The sequence below is a fragment of the Rhizobium sp. EC-SD404 genome (genome assembly GCF_902498825.1).
Taxonomy (GTDB): domain Bacteria; phylum Pseudomonadota; class Alphaproteobacteria; order Rhizobiales; family Rhizobiaceae; genus Georhizobium.
In genome coordinates, this window is record NZ_LR701459.1 from 2,576,505 (window position 1) to 2,590,794 (window position 14,290).

Sequence of the window (14,290 nt, forward strand, 5' to 3'; positions counted from 1 at the left end):
GTCTTCAAGCCAAAAATCGGAGATACAGGGCGCTCAGCCAGACGGTGCCGGCAGCGAGTACGGAGAACAGCACCGCCGCGGATCCGCAATCCTTGGCGATCTTGATCTCCTCCATGTAGTCGCGCGACAGCCCGTTACAAACCGCCTCCACACCTGTGTTGAGCAGTTCGACGATCATCATGAACACGATCGCCCCCATCAGCGCCAGAAACATGCCGAGACTGTTGCTGACGAGAACCGCGACCGGCAGCGCCAGGAAGAACAGGATCAGCTCCTGCCTGAACGAGGCTTCATGCGCCGCCGCATAGCGAATGCCCGCCAGAGAGTGGCGAAAGGCATGGAACAGCCGCTTCATCGAAATCCTCGCACGCCAATCATCGATCCGGCCACTTCCGCACCGTGGATCGAGCGGCATCCGACCTTTGCCGGAGACTTTAGAGTGCGAGGATCAATCTTCAATGAAATGCGTAGGCATCCATCGAAAGCACGCCGAATTCCTGGCTGGAGTGCAGCGCTTCCGCCTCGAACCGGCTCGTTTCCTTGCCGATCGCCGCACCGATCGCGACGAAGAGCGGCATCAGATGCTCGTCCGTCGGGTGATTCTCGACGGCAAACGGAGCCTCTTGGCGCCAGCGCCGCAGCTTCTCGATGTCGCCGGCACGGATCCGGTCGTCCATCCAAGCCACGAAATCCTCGACCCAGTCCGGCACCGGCGCCTGCCGCTGACCGGTCCGCAGCATCTTGAACGCTTCACCGAGATTGTGAGTGAACGAGCCGGAGCCGATCACGAGAATGTCCTTCTCGCGCAAGCCCGCCAACGCCTGGCCGAGTGCCATGTGGTAGGCCGCGTCCTTGGTCGGATCGACCGAGACCTGCACGACCGGAATGTCGGCATCTGGATAGATCAGGCTGAGCGGCACCCATGTGCCGTGGTCGAAGCCGCGGCCGTGAATGGCCTGCGCGCGAAAGCCGGCGGCCGTCAGTTCGGCCGCAATGTCTTCGGCGAGCGCCGGCGCGCCCGGTGCATCGTAGTGGATTTCATAGAGAGCACGGTCGAAGCCGCCGAAATCGTGGATCGTCTCGGGCTTCGCGTCGGCCGAAACGGCAACGCCGCCGCCCACTTCGAAATGCGCGCTCGCTACCACGATCGCCTTCGGCTTCGGCATCGTCTCTGCGAACCGGCGCATGAAGGCGGCAGCCGCAGTATCTGCAATCGCCGTGTCGGGCGATCCATGCGAGATGAAGAGACTTGGAAAAACGGTCATATGACCCTCCTTTTGTAAGGAAGATAATCGACGCTCATTGTTCACATAAGATGCGGAAACAGCCACGCACTGTTCGCTATTTCAGGACGGCCCCGCATCCTCATAGACCGGCCGGCCATCGTCGATCGTGTAATAATCGCCTTTTTCAGCCGCAAAGATATGACGATCGATCATAAGCCCGGTGGCCCCGTCCAGACTACCCGCCATGATCGAGGTCGAGGAACGCGCGTCCGCTTTCCAGAACAGAAGCGACCCACAAATCCTGCAAAACCCGCGCTTGGCCTCCGGTGACGCCGCAAACCACGTCAGATTGTCGCCGCCCGTCACCGTCAAGGCGTCATCGCTCGCCGCAGTGGCCGCGACATAATGCCCGGACTGCCGGCGGCATTCGACGCAATGACAGGCAAAGATCCCCCGCATCGGACGCGCCTCGTCGCTCACGACACAGTACCGCACCGCCCCACAAAGGCATCCGCCTGCCCTGGTCGTCACCATCGCATCCCCCCACGCGTCATATAGCCTGAAACGAGACCTACGCTCCTGAAGCCACTAGCGAAGTTCCATCACCGACAACCGCTCCATCATAGGCGTCGATCCTACGATCGCGCTGCCCCGCGGCTCACTCCTTGCCGCTGACCCCCGCCTGGGAAAACGTCGCCATGCCCGAATGGCAGAGCGCGGCTGCCTTGACGATGCCGGCCGCGAGTGCCGCGCCGGTGCCTTCGCCGAGCCGCATGCCCATGGCGAGCAGCGGGGTCTTGTCGAGTTTCTCGATCGCGCGTGCATGGCCGGGCTCGGCCGATACGTGGCCGATCAGGCAGTGATCGAGTGCCGCGGGGTTTGCCTTGTGCAGCACCGCTGCGGCCGCCGTCGCCACGTAGCCATCGATGATGACGGGGATGCGTTCCACGCGCGCCGCCAGAATGGCGCCTGCCATCGCCGCGATTTCGCGACCGCCGAGCCGGCGCAGCAGCTCCAGCGGATCGGACAGATGCGGCTTGTGCAGCGCCACGGCGGCCTTCACCGCAGCCACCTTGCGGGCAAGCACGTCGCCTTCGGCGCCTGTCCCCGGCCCCACCCAATCCTCCGCCTCGCCGCCATAGAGCCCGTGGAACATGGCGGCCGCCACGGTGGTGTTGCCGATGCCCATTTCGCCGATGCAGAGCAGGTCCGTGCCCCCTGCGATCGCCTCCATGCCGAACGCCATGGTGGCCGCGCAAGTACGCTCGTCCATCGCGGCTTCCTTGGCGATGTTGCCGGTCGGCACTTCGAGTGCGAGATCGAACACCTTGAGGCCGAGATCATAGGCCACGCAAATCTGGTTGATGGCCGCCCCGCCGGCCGCGAAATTCGAGACCATCTGCGCCGTCACGTCTGCCGGAAAGGGCGACACGCCCTCCTCCGTCACGCCGTGATTGCCCGCAAAGACGGCGACGAGCGGCCGGTTCACGGCCGGCGCGCGCCCGGTCCAGGCCGCCAGCCATTCCGCCAGCGCTTCCATCCGTCCGAGCGATCCGCGCGGCTTCGTCAGGTCGCTGTCGCGCGCACGCACCGCCTCCACGGCGGCCCGGTCGGCACCGGGCAGATTGGCGAGAAGCGTGCGAAAATCGTCGAAGGGCAGTCCGGTGGCATTGGCGGGCATGGCGCGTCCTGTCTTGCCCCGGCTTTGAGCGACAGGGCCTTGAAAGAATGTTCGGCGCCACTGGTAAAAGCATCCGGCCTTCGCCACAACTGCGTAACGCGTTTCCAGGTGAAGTGGATACCGGTTCACCGTCCGGAAACGCGAAACGGCTCGGTAGGCCACAGCCGCTTTGCGCCTGTGCCATTGCTAGTAGTCAGCCACGGTCGGGACATTCATGCGCGCCTTCATCGACGATATCGCCCGGTCGATCGCCTTCCTGAGCCGTCTGCCGGTTCCGGCGCGCCATTTCCACGGCGATGACCACGGCCTCTCGCGCACCGTGCGGGCCTTCCCGATCGCCGGCGCCGTCATCGCGCTGCCGGCTGCCCTCCTCGCCGCGGTGCTCGCGGTCATCGTCGCGCCGCCCTTCGTCGCCGCATCGCTGATCGTCGCACTTCAACTCATGATCACCGGCGCGCTGCATGAGGATGGCCTTGCCGATACCGCCGACGGCCTCGGTGCCGGCCGCGACCGGGAACGCGCGCTCGCCATCATGAAGGACAGCCGCACCGGCGTCTTCGGCGTCGTCGCCCTCGTCATGACGCTCCTGATCCGCGTCGCGGCGCTCGCGACCCTCGTCGTCATCCTCCCACCCGAAGCTCTCCTCCTGGCGCTCATCGCCATTGCCGCCTTCAGCCGCGCCGCCATGGTCTGGCACTGGCACATGCTGCCGCCGGCCCGCGTCGATGGTCTTGCAGTGTCGATGGGCCGCCCGGCTCCCGCATCCGCGCGCCTGGCGCTCTTCCTCGGCTTTCTCGTCGCGCTGCCGCTGCTGCCTTTTGCCGCCGGGCCCGTCGCCGCCCTCATCGCGGTGGCTGCCGCCATCCTCGCGTTCTTCGTCTTCACGAGCCGGACTCGCAAGCGCCTTAACGGTGCCACGGGCGACACGATCGGCGCCACGCAACAACTCGTCGAAGTCGCGCTTCTCGCCGGCCTTGCCCTTTGCCTCTAGGCAAACGATATGAACATCAACGACATGAAGAGAGAGATCCGCCCGCCCCGTGAGCGTCGCCCCGTGACCATCGAAAGCCCCTGTATCCTCGTCTGTTCGATCGACCGGCGCACCGGCCACTGCTTCGGTTGTGGGCGCACCAGTGCCGAGATCACGAACTGGCTCGCCTATTCCGCCGCCGAGCGCCGCGCGATCATGGACGAGCTGCCGGCTCGCATGGGCGAGATCGAGCGCAAGCCGCGTCGCATCACCAAACGTCAGCGGCTCGCCCTCGAACGTGACGAGGGCTGAGCGCATGCGTCGCAACCCCGTCATTTTCTATGTGGCAATGGCAATCCTCGCGACCGGCCTCGGCCTCCTGCTGTGGAACCACAATTCCGGCCAGACCCTCGGTCTCGACAACGACCAGTTCGGCAATCTCGTCACCGGCGTCGCCCTGCTCACGGTCCTGTCGTCCGCATTCCTGATCCGCGGCCGCTTCGGCCAGATGCTCAAGGCTGCCCTCATCTGGGCGGTCATTATCCTGGCCTTCAGCGCGCTTTACGTCTTCCGCTACGACATCCAGTCGCTCGGCACGCGGCTTCAGGCCGGCCTCATGCCGGGCACCGCTGTCATGCGCCAGCTCGATGACGGCACCAGAGAAATCGTCATCCAGAAAGGCATCGGCGGCCAGTTTGCCACCGAGATCAGCATCAATGGCGAGCCCGTCAGCGTCATGGTCGACACCGGCGCCTCGTTGATCGCGCTCTCCTACCAGGATGCCGAACGATTGGGCCTTGACCCGCAAAACTTGAGCTTCAGCCAGCCGGTCTCGACCGCCAACGGCCAGGCGCTTGCCGCCATCGTCACCCTGGACGCCGTCGCCATCGGCTCGATCGAACGCAACCGCGTCCGCGCCCTTGTTTCGGAGGACGGCGCGTTGTCGCAAAGCCTGCTCGGCATGAACTTCATCGGCGAGCTCTCGTCCTTCGAGATGCGCCGCGACGAGCTTATTCTGCGAGACTGATCGCGAAGCGCACGGCAACGATCAGCAGGAATATCCCGAAGCCGATCTCCAACTGCCGCTTGCTCGCCCGGTGCGCCAGCGCCACGCCGACAGGCGCAACGAGCAGCGTGATCGGGATGATCAGCGCCACAGCCACCCAGTTGATGTAGCCGGTCGAAAACGGCGGCAGGCCGGACGCACCCCAGCCCGCGATCACGTAGCCGATGAGCCCCGGTATCGAGATCAGCACGCCGACGCCGGACGATGTCGCCACCGCCTGGTGCATCGGGCGCCCGTAAAGGCTCATGAAGGTGTTGTTGAGAACCCCGCCGCCAATGCCCATCAGGCCTGACAGCAGCCCGATCACGACGCCTGCGATATACTTGAACGGATTGCGCGGTAGGTCGTCGCCAAGCCGCCAGGAAGCCCGGTTGAACAGCATGCGGAAAGCGACGAGCACAGCGATCACCGCAAAGATCCCGCGAAGCGCCTCGCTCGAGGAATAGGCCGCGACGACGGCTGCAAGCAGTGCCCCGAGCGGCACGGCCGTTATCCAGGATTTCAGGAGGACATCGTCGACCGCGCCGCGTTTGCGGTGCGAGAAGTAGGATCGCAGCGATGTCGGCACGATGATCGCGAGAGACGTGCCGACCGAAAGGTGCATCCGCACCGCCTCGTCGACGCCCACCATCGCGAACACCTGGTAGAACACCGGCACCAGGATCGCCCCGCCTCCGATGCCGAACAAGCCTGCCAGGATACCGGCAACGACACCGGCGCCGGCGAGCGCCAGCGCAAATAGGATCAGATCTTCGATGGGGGGCATGGGACCGGCATTCGCGAGAGTTGAAAATTGTATGCAATCGCCATAGCGCGAAAGCGGCAAAATGCAAAACCCGTCTTTGGGACCCTGGGGACATCACTTCGCCCGTGCGTGGCCCGGACATCACCACCCGCATCACCAAAGGTTTCAGACGGAAAAATTTTGGGGTAGTTTGGAACACGAGGCGGACGCAGATGTTCCGCCGATGTCCGATGCGCGCGTCGAGCCGCCGGAATGATGAGGAAATCCGCGGCCAGCCAGCCGCTCGCCGGTAAGTCGTCCTGCCTTGCCCTATCGGATTTCGATCCGCTCTTTCGGTCGCCCACGGCGTTTGTCGGACGCCTTTGAACGAACCGAACGACAATGAGGAGATGGACGATGGCAGAGATCCACGACCTGTACCCGACCCGAAAAGGCACGGAACCTGACGTCCGAGACCGTCAGGACCCGGTGATCTATTCCAAGTGGAGCAAGGACTCGCCGCTCAGCCGGGACGAATATCGATCCTACGAGGACAAAGGCTTCCTCTTCCTGCCGGGCCTTTTCAAGGCGAACGAACTGCAGATCCTTCTTGATGAGTCCACGCGGCTTCGCACCTCCAAGGATGCGCTCGAAGACGAGACCCTGATCGCCGAACCGAATTCCGGAGATGTCCGCTCGATCTTCGCCTTGCACCGGCAGAGCGCCATCATGCACCGGCTTGCCAGCGACGAGCGTCTTGCCGGCATCGCGCGCTTCCTGCTCGGCGACGAGATCTACATCCACCAGTCGCGGCTGAACTTCAAACCCGGCTTCCGCGGCAAGGAATTCTACTGGCACTCCGATTTCGAGACCTGGCACGCCGAAGACGGCATGCCCCGCATGCGCGCGCTGTCCATGTCGTTGCTTCTCACCGACAACGAGCCGCACAATGGCCCGCTGATGCTGATGCCCGGCTCGCACAAGCGCTTCATCGGAACGGTCGGCAAAACGCCGAAGGACAATTACAAATCCTCTCTCAAGGCCCAGGAGACCGGTACGCCCGACGATCGGAACCTGACGCGGCTTTACGATGAGTTGGGGCTGGAAACGCCAACGGGCCCAGCCGGTTCGCTGCTCATCTTCGACTGCAACACGATGCATGGCTCGGCGTCGAACATCTCGCCTATGGCGCGATCGAACGCCTTCTTCGTGTTCAATGCCGTGTCGAACAAGCTCGTCGCCCCGTTCTCCGCAGGAACGCCGCGCCCGGAATTCGTGGGCGCACGCGACAATGTGGAGCCCGTAAAGGTGATCGAACGAAACGCAAAACTACTCGCCGCCTGACGGCGAGGCATTCGGACGCCCCGGCGAAGGGCGTCCGACAGAAGGATCGGGTCCACGGACCTGATGAAAGCCGTCTCGTCGAGACGGTGATTGGAAGAGGGAGGCATTGTCCCATGGACAAGAAAACCGGATCGTTCCGGGTGCGCGACGGCAAGGCCGCCGAGCGCCGCGTGGACGAATACCACGACCTCATGGCGAGCGGCGCGCTCGGCATGAAGCACTACATTCTCGACGACGGCCGTAAGGTTACCCATGTCGAGGAAGGACGCTACGTCATCGATATCACCCGCGAGGAACTCATCCTCATCGACGAGCCCGAACCGGCCTGACTTAGGCCTCTTAGCACCGATAAGGCCGGGGCCTTCGTCCCGGTCGAAGACGCGGCATCGAGCCCGCGCCGTCCATTCCTCCCGATCTCATCGACATTGTTTGCCGGCCCGCTGTCGGGTACCGCTTGTTCCGTTCGTCCTGTGAGCAAGCGAGGCCAAACCCATGCTGTATGCGATCCTGTGTTATCACCATGAAGACATCGTCGGTGCCTGGAGCAAGGAAGAAGACGATGCCGTCATGGCGCGTCTCCTGAAGATAACCGGTAAGCTGCAGGACGAAGGCCGGCTTGGCCCCGTCGCCCGCCTCATGCCGACCAGCGCCGCCACCACGCTGCGCAAAGGCGCAGACGACCCGCTCGTCATCGACGGTCCCTTCGCCGAGACCAAAGAGCAGTTTCTGGGCTTCTACCTCGTCGATTGCGCCACGCTCGACGATGCGCTGGCGATCGCGCGCGATCTTGCCGAAGCAAATCCCGGCGGCGGTTCCTACGAGATCCGGCCGGTCGGCTTTTATCAACCCGCAACACCGAAGGCCGAGACGAGATGAGCGACCCCGCCTGGATCGAGACAGCACTGACCGCCGCCCGTCCGCAGGCGGTCGCAGCGCTTCTTCGCTATTTTCGCGATCTCGACCGGGCCGAAGAGGCTTTCCAGGAAGCCTGCCTCAGGGCGCTGAAATCCTGGCCGAAGAACGGACCGCCGCGTGATCCCGCCGCCTGGCTGATCTTCGTCGGTCGCAATGCCGGCGTCGATGGCGTGCGGCGCGACAGTCGCCTGCGGCCGCTCCCGGAAGAGGACCAGATCTCCGACCTGTCCGACGCCGAAACCGATATCGCCGAACGGTTGGACGAAAGCGCCTACCGCGACGACGTGCTGCGGCTTCTTTTCGTCTGCTGCCATCCCGATCTGCCGACGACGCAGCAGATCGCTCTCGCCTTGCGGATCGTTTCGGGGCTCACCGTGCTTCAGATCGCACGCGCCTTTCTCGTCTCCGAAGCGGCGATGGAACAGCGCATCACCAGGGCCAAATCCAAGGTTGCTCGTGCCGGCGTTCCCTTCGAGGCACCGGACCGTGAGGCGCGCGCCGAGCGACTGCTGACCGTCGGCGCCATGCTCTATCTCGTCTTCAACGAAGGCTATTCCGCCCGCGCAAGCGATGTCGCGAAAACCCGCGAGGCCGAACGGTCGGCCTCGGTGTTTGCGCAGGAGGCGATCCGCCTCGCCCGCCTGATGGTCAAGCTCTTCCCCGCCGAGCCGGAGATCGCGGGCCTGCTCGCGCTTATGCTTCTGCAGCATGCCCGCAGCCCTGCCCGCTTCGATGCCGCTGGCCAGATCGTGCTGCTCGAAGATCAGGACCGCACGCTCTGGAACGGCGCGATGATCGGCGAAGGCCTCGCGATGCTCGACAAGGCGCTGCGTCACGCGCGCCCCGGCCCCTACCAGCTCCAGGCCGCGATTGCCGCCACCCATGCCCGCGCGAAGACCGCCGGCGAGACTGACTGGGCGGCGATCGACCTGCTCTACCGCACGCTGGAAGTCGTGCAGCCATCCCCCGTCGTGACGCTCAACCGAGCGGTCGCGATCAACAAGCTCGCCGGCCCTGAGGCAGCGCTGGCGCTGATCGATCCGCTGGCCGATCGGCTCTCCGGCTACTTCTATTTCCACGGCTTGCGCGGCGGCCTTCTGAACGAGCTTGGCCGGCGCCCAGAGGCGATTGAGTCCTTCAACCGTGCCATCGCGCTCGCCAACAGCCCCGCCGAAGCGGCGCATATCCGGCGTCACCTCGACGGCTTAGGCAAAGCCCCCGAAACGGCGCCTGAAACAGCAGACCTGTCGCAAACGACGAATGTCTGATATAAGGACTTCAGAGAACGCAGACTGCGTTCATTGTGTTCAGACATAGTCAGGAAAACGATTGGCCCAGCCCTTCAAAACGCCGTCCACGGAAAAGCGCTCCTCCTCCGAAGCCAAGTGGTCATCGACCAACAATGAAGCCCGCACCATCATGGAGAAGGAAGCTGTTGCCCGTGAGCGCAAGACAGAGCGGCTGAAGGCACAGCGCCTGGCGATGGAAGCCGAAACTCCCGAGGTCGAAGTCGCCAAGGCGACCGTCCGTAAACCGCGTGCGAAAGCCGCTAAAAAGGGCGTCGGCAGCAGATAAATCGGCCGCGCCCGGCCTTCAGCATTGACATTTCGTCGGCAAGGGCGCACCTATGTCAAATCGATCTGAGTAACCGAACTTGTTTAGGCGCCACGGCGCATGCGACGACTTTCCCTTACCTATCGATCCACCGCCCTTTGACTTCTGGTCGATTGGCAAATTCTCTATGCGATTGAAAGGTAATCGTCATGGCTACTGGTACTGTAAAATGGTTCAACGCCACCAAGGGTTACGGCTTTATTGAGCCGAACGATGGCAGCGCAGACGTATTCGTCCACGTTTCGGCCGTTGAGCGCGCCGGCATGTCGTCCATCGCCGAAGGCCAGAAAGTGCACTTCGACGTTGTTCGCGACAGCAAGAGCGGCAAGATGAGTGCAGGCAACCTCGCCGCCGCTTAATCAAGCTCTTCTAGAGCGTTTCCAGCGAAAGCTGGTTTGCTCTGAAAAGTTTGTCATCGCCTTCCCTGTGACCACGGATGTACTGGCTCAGGATGCGGCAATGGCAATGAAAGGCCGGTTCATACCGGCCTTTTTTGCGTTCTAGGGCCACCGAAACGCAGCTGCGCCAAGCAAAGACTCCAGATTTTTTGCGTCCCCCTGTCGGGACGTGGCATTCTCCATCGTCCTTTGATCGAAATGGACACGGATTGGAGATGCCAGATGGCACAGACACACGAACTTACCCTCACCCGCCTGATCGACGTCCCGCGCGAGAAGCTTTATCGCTGCTGGACAGAGGCCGACCTCCTGAAGCAGTGGTTCGTGCCGGCCCCCTGGACGATCGCATCGGCCGAAATCGACGTGCGCCCGGGCGGCATCAGCCACGTCGTCATGGCCGACCCCGACGGCAATCAGTATCCGAACCGCGGCGTCTATCTCGAAGTCGTCCCGAACGAGAAGATCGTCTTCACCGACGCTTATGTCGACGCGTGGACGCCCTCGGAAAAGCCCTTCTTCACGGGCATCATCACCTTCGCAGATGAAGCCGGCGGCACGCGTTACACCGCGGTCGGGCGCCATTGGACCGAGGCCGACATGAAGTCCCACGAAGAGATGGGCTTCCACGACGGCTGGGGGAAAGCCGCCGACCAGATGGCCGCGCTCGCCGCCACGCTCTGAAAATAATTCGGCCGGACTGTCGGGTGAAGGCCGCCCCGATCGTCCTTCGTTTATCGCAAGACACCAAAGAGGAGTATCGCAATGCCTTACGTCGATGGATTTCTGCTCGCAGTCCCCAAGGACAAGCTCGAGGACTACAAGGCGATCGCCGCAAACGCCGGCCGCATCTGGATGGAGCACGGCGCCCTGTCCTACGTCGAATGCAAGGCCGACGACGTGCCCTATGGCGAGCTCACGTCCTTCCCACGCGCGGTGCAGGCAAAGGACGACGAAACCGTCATCTTCGCCTGGATCACCTATCCCTCCCGCGAGAAGCGCGACGAGATCAACAAGAAGGTCTTCGAGGACGAGCGCCTGCAGATGGACATGGCAAAGATGCCCTTCGACACCAAACGCATGATCTTCGGCGGCTTTGAAAGCTTCGTCGAATTCTGACCGGCCCAGTTTAAGCATTGGTTGAACCCGGAGGAACATCCCCATGTCTGAACAGACCAATCCGCAGGAATGGACCGCGTCCATCCCCGGCGTCATTCCCTATCTCGCCTCCAAGGATGCGAGCGCGGCCATCGATTTCTACAAGAAGGCCTTCGCCGCAACCGAGGACAGCCGCATGCTGATGGATGACGGCAAGCGGATCATGCACTGCCAGCTCACCATCAACGACGGCAAGTTCATGCTGGGCGATGCCATGCCCGAATACGGCTATCCCTGGGTCGAGCCGCAGGGCACGACGCTGACGCTCGCCGTCATGAATGCACGCGAATGGTGGGACCGCGCCACGGCGGCCGGCTGCACCGTCGTCATGCCCTTCGAGGTCGCCTTCTGGGGCGATCTCTACGGCCAGTTGAAGGATCCCTTCGGCCACATGTGGGCCATCGTCGGCCCGCCGGACGGCCGTTGAGCCTGCCAAAACACAAGCCGGCGAGACGGCCAGCGACAAAATCAGCGACACGATCAGCGACGGAGGCGCTCACCATGCCCACCATCACACCCTGCCTCTGGTTCGATGACCAGCTGGAAGAAGCGATCGAGTTCTACAGCGGCATCTTCCCCGATGCCGCCATCCTCGAAGCGACCCGCCATGCCGACGGCAAGCTCTTCGTCGCAACCTTCCGCCTCGCCGGCCGCGACTTCATGGGTCTCAATGGCGGGCCCATGTTTCCCTTCACCGAGGCGATCTCGCTCTCCGTCGCCTGCCTCGACCAGGCGGAGATCGACCGGTACTGGAATGCGCTCGGTGAAGGCGGCACCATCCAGCAATGCGGCTGGCTGAAGGACCGATACGGCCTCTCCTGGCAGATCGTGCCCGCCATCCTGCCCAAACTGATGAACGATCCAGACCGCGCAAAAGCCGCCCGCGTCCAAGCCGCCCTCATGGGCATGGTCAAGCTCGACATCGCCGCCCTGGAAAACGCCTGAGCCGAATAAGAGACTTCTAACAGAATTGACGGATAGCGGCAGCGACGACCCGTTTGTTCATGGCGCGTAAACGCATTTGCGCAAGAAGATAACCCATGAAAATCCACGGGGAATTGCCGCGCCAAGGCGGCATCTCTCCTCTCATGAAGAGATCGAAATGCTGCAGTTTCTTGCGCGCGACGCGAATGCCGTTCTTGACGCACTGAACGCATCCCAGGCCATCATCGAGTTCAGCCTCGACGGCACGATCCTGAAAGCCAACGACAATTTCTGCCGCACGATGGGCTATCGCGCCGAGGAGATCGTCGGCCGCCATCACCGCATCTTCGTCGATCCGGCCGAAGCAGGAAGCCCGGACTACACCGCCTTCTGGACGAAGCTCGCCGCTGGCCAGCACGATCAGCAGCAATATCGCCGCCTGCGCAAGGATGGTTCGGAGGTCTGGATTGCGGCCTCCTACAATCCGGTCATGCGCGGCGCCAAACCCTACAAGATCGTGAAATTCGCGACCGACATCACGGCGCAGACGCTGCAGGCGGCGGAAGACCGCGGCAAGCTGGAGGCCCTGTCGCGCGCCCAGGCCGTCATCGAATTCACCCCGACCGGCAAGATCCTCACGGCGAACGCGAATTTCCTGAAGGCGATGGGCTACGAGCTCGACGATATCGTCGGCCGCCATCATGCGATCTTCTGCGAGCCCGCCTATGTCGCCTCCAACGCCTACCGGCGGTTCTGGCCGGAGCTCGCCGCAGGACGCTTCCTCTCCGACGAATTCACCCGGATCGGCAAGAACGGCCGCCCCGTCTTCATCCAGGCGTCCTACAACCCGATCCTCGATGCCGACTGCAAGGTCTTCAAGATCGTCAAGCTCGCGACCGACGTCACCGATCGCGTCGCCAATGTGGAGAGCCTCGCCGCTGCCTTGAAGAAGCTCTCGGCCGGCGATCTCACCACCACGCTGGAGCAGCCATTCCAGCCGGCGCTCGAACGCCTGCGCGTCGATTTCAACGAAACATCCTCGACGCTGAGAACGGCGCTGCACACGATCTTCGGCGCCGCCGAGGCGATCACGTCCGCCTCGCGCTCCATCGACGCCACGTCGCAGCACCTTGCACGCCAGACAGATGCGCAGGCCGCCTCGGTGGAGGAAACCGCTTCCGCGCTGGAAGAGATCACCGTCACGGTTACCGATACCGCCGAGCGCGCGCGCGATGCCGGCGGCAAGGCCCGCGAAACCCGGGAGCGCGCCGAGCAGTCCGTCACCGTGATGACGCAGGCGATCGACGCCATGGGCAAAATCCGGACATCCGCGAGCGAGATTTCCGGCATCAGCGGCGTCATCGACGAGATCGCGTTCCAGACGAACCTGCTTGCCCTCAATGCCGGCGTCGAGGCAGCGCGCGCTGGCGATGCGGGGCGCGGCTTCGCCGTCGTCGCCCAGGAAGTGCGCGCGCTCGCCCAGCGGTCCGCCACCGCCGCCAAGGAGATCAAGGTCCTCATCCACGGCTCCAACGATCTGATCGGGCGCGGCGTCACGCTCGTCGAGAACACCGGCGAGGAACTCGGCGCCATCGTCGATCGCGTCGTCGACGTCGACCGCGACCTGCAGGCCATCGCCGAAGCCTCAAGGCAGCAGGCGATCGGCCTCAAGCAGATCAACAGCGCCGTCAACATGATGGACCAGACGACGCAGCAGAACGCCCAGATGGTCGTCGAGACATCCAGCGCGACGGCCAGGCTCTCGGAAGAGGCCGGCACCCTCTTCGATCTCGTCGCCGATTTCGAGATCAGCGGCACGCCACGCTCCGCGTCCGGCTTCCGCCCCGCCGCCACCGCACATACCGGCAGCGGCTTGCAAAGGAACTCCGGCACCGCCTCCGGCGCCGACATCCACACCCACCAAGTCTCGCTGCGAAATTGCGCCTGAAGCGATCATCGTCTCCTGCGACCCAGGCGCCAGCACGCCCAGAGCCTGCAAAGGTTCCGCGGCCAATGTCACCATTGCGGCCATGCCGAACCGCCCGTCACTGACCCTGACGTGCGTTCTACAACTGTGGCTATCGGCAAGCCGCCGCCACAGACACTTAAAGACCACGCCGAAGCGCATCCTCACCGCGCTCCACAGATCGGAGACGTGCCGTCGCGCCCGTGTATCGAGCAAGCAGGCCGCGGCGCGCTACACGCGTTTCCCGCCGTCGGCAGCACTTTTCGATGTAGAACCTGACGCGGCGGGTCTCCGCTGATCGAGACCT

The 14,290-nt window shown here is 63.5% G+C and carries 19 protein-coding genes; 14 read left to right on the plus strand and 5 right to left on the minus strand.

The genetic code is table 11. The annotated features are described in order from the left end of the window. Window positions 1-4: 4 nt before the first annotated feature. The 4 genes from GC125_RS13150 to cobT form a co-directional block, all read right to left on the minus strand. A complete protein-coding gene (locus GC125_RS13150) occupies window positions 5-355 on the minus strand; it encodes a diacylglycerol kinase (protein WP_151986056.1) in 351 nt (116 codons plus the stop codon). A 100-nt stretch (window positions 356-455) separates the two neighbouring features. After that, complete coding sequence (locus GC125_RS13155) at window positions 456-1,265, minus strand: DODA-type extradiol aromatic ring-opening family dioxygenase (RefSeq protein ID WP_151986057.1); 810 nt, start codon at window positions 1,263-1,265, stop codon at window positions 456-458. Window positions 1,266-1,346: 81 nt separating this feature from the next. Continuing rightward, window positions 1,347-1,760, minus strand: coding sequence for a GFA family protein (locus tag GC125_RS13160; protein WP_151986058.1), 414 nt, complete (start codon window positions 1,758-1,760; stop codon window positions 1,347-1,349). Window positions 1,761-1,884: 124 nt separating this feature from the next. Further along, window positions 1,885-2,907 (minus strand): nicotinate-nucleotide--dimethylbenzimidazole phosphoribosyltransferase, encoded by a 1,023-nt coding sequence (cobT, locus tag GC125_RS13165; protein WP_151986059.1) that lies wholly within the window; start codon window positions 2,905-2,907, stop codon window positions 1,885-1,887. Between the two features lie 214 nt (window positions 2,908-3,121). On the opposite strand from cobT, the gene cobS reads away from it, so the two are divergent. Genes cobS through GC125_RS13180 form a run of 3 tightly spaced genes read left to right on the plus strand, consistent with a single transcriptional unit; the run spans window position 3,122 to window position 4,904 of the window. Continuing rightward, entirely contained in the window at window positions 3,122-3,898 is a 777-nt protein-coding gene (gene cobS, locus GC125_RS13170; RefSeq protein ID WP_151986060.1) for an adenosylcobinamide-GDP ribazoletransferase, read from the plus strand. A 9-nt stretch (window positions 3,899-3,907) separates the two neighbouring features. Next, on the plus strand, window positions 3,908-4,189 hold the full coding sequence (locus tag GC125_RS13175; protein WP_353617079.1) for a DUF1289 domain-containing protein: 282 nt from the start codon (window positions 3,908-3,910) through the stop codon (window positions 4,187-4,189). A 4-nt stretch (window positions 4,190-4,193) separates the two neighbouring features. Continuing rightward, window positions 4,194-4,904 carry a TIGR02281 family clan AA aspartic protease gene (locus tag GC125_RS13180; RefSeq protein ID WP_286165507.1) on the plus strand — a complete coding sequence of 237 codons (711 nt, stop codon included), beginning with the start codon at window positions 4,194-4,196 and terminating at the stop codon, window positions 4,902-4,904. Here the strand turns inward: GC125_RS13180 and GC125_RS13185 are convergent. Further along, window positions 4,888-5,709 carry a sulfite exporter TauE/SafE family protein gene (locus tag GC125_RS13185; protein ID WP_151986061.1) on the minus strand — a complete coding sequence of 274 codons (822 nt, stop codon included), beginning with the start codon at window positions 5,707-5,709 and terminating at the stop codon, window positions 4,888-4,890. The two genes, GC125_RS13180 and GC125_RS13185, sit on opposite strands and share 17 nt — an antisense overlap. A 375-nt stretch (window positions 5,710-6,084) precedes the next feature. On the opposite strand from GC125_RS13185, the gene thpD reads away from it, so the two are divergent. The 11 genes from thpD to GC125_RS13240 all read left to right on the plus strand — a co-directional run bounded on the left by thpD (window position 6,085) and on the right by GC125_RS13240 (window position 13,965). After that, entirely contained in the window at window positions 6,085-7,011 is a 927-nt protein-coding gene (gene thpD / locus GC125_RS13190) for an ectoine hydroxylase (protein ID WP_151986062.1), read from the plus strand. Window positions 7,012-7,124: 113 nt separating this feature from the next. Beyond that, on the plus strand, window positions 7,125-7,340 hold the full coding sequence (locus GC125_RS13195) for a hypothetical protein (protein WP_151986063.1): 216 nt from the start codon (window positions 7,125-7,127) through the stop codon (window positions 7,338-7,340). Between the two features lie 163 nt (window positions 7,341-7,503). Next, a complete protein-coding gene (locus GC125_RS13200; RefSeq protein ID WP_151986064.1) occupies window positions 7,504-7,887 on the plus strand; it encodes a YciI family protein in 384 nt (127 codons plus the stop codon). After that, window positions 7,884-9,194 (plus strand): RNA polymerase sigma factor, encoded by a 1,311-nt coding sequence (locus tag GC125_RS13205; protein ID WP_151986065.1) that lies wholly within the window; start codon window positions 7,884-7,886, stop codon window positions 9,192-9,194. Before GC125_RS13200 ends, GC125_RS13205 begins: the two co-directional genes overlap by 4 nt. A gap of 61 nt (window positions 9,195-9,255) precedes the next feature. Next, window positions 9,256-9,501, plus strand: a complete 246-nt coding sequence (locus GC125_RS13210) for a hypothetical protein (protein WP_151986066.1) — start codon at window positions 9,256-9,258, stop codon at window positions 9,499-9,501. Window positions 9,502-9,689: 188 nt separating this feature from the next. After that, window positions 9,690-9,899, plus strand: a complete 210-nt coding sequence (locus tag GC125_RS13215; RefSeq protein ID WP_151986067.1) for a cold-shock protein — start codon at window positions 9,690-9,692, stop codon at window positions 9,897-9,899. Window positions 9,900-10,160: 261 nt separating this feature from the next. After that, complete coding sequence (locus GC125_RS13220; protein WP_286165508.1) at window positions 10,161-10,619, plus strand: SRPBCC family protein; 459 nt, start codon at window positions 10,161-10,163, stop codon at window positions 10,617-10,619. An 81-nt stretch (window positions 10,620-10,700) separates the two neighbouring features. Further along, on the plus strand, window positions 10,701-11,054 hold the full coding sequence (locus GC125_RS13225; RefSeq protein ID WP_151986069.1) for a DUF1428 domain-containing protein: 354 nt from the start codon (window positions 10,701-10,703) through the stop codon (window positions 11,052-11,054). 43 nt (window positions 11,055-11,097) lie between these two features. Then, the gene (locus GC125_RS13230) at window positions 11,098-11,520 is read left to right on the plus strand and encodes a VOC family protein (protein ID WP_151986070.1); all 423 of its coding nucleotides are present in this window, start codon (window positions 11,098-11,100) and stop codon (window positions 11,518-11,520) included. 74 nt (window positions 11,521-11,594) lie between these two features. Next, window positions 11,595-12,038, plus strand: coding sequence for a VOC family protein (locus tag GC125_RS13235; protein ID WP_151986071.1), 444 nt, complete (start codon window positions 11,595-11,597; stop codon window positions 12,036-12,038). Window positions 12,039-12,195: 157 nt separating this feature from the next. Next, window positions 12,196-13,965 (plus strand): methyl-accepting chemotaxis protein, encoded by a 1,770-nt coding sequence (locus tag GC125_RS13240; protein WP_151986072.1) that lies wholly within the window; start codon window positions 12,196-12,198, stop codon window positions 13,963-13,965. Window positions 13,966-14,290: the final 325 nt, after the last annotated feature.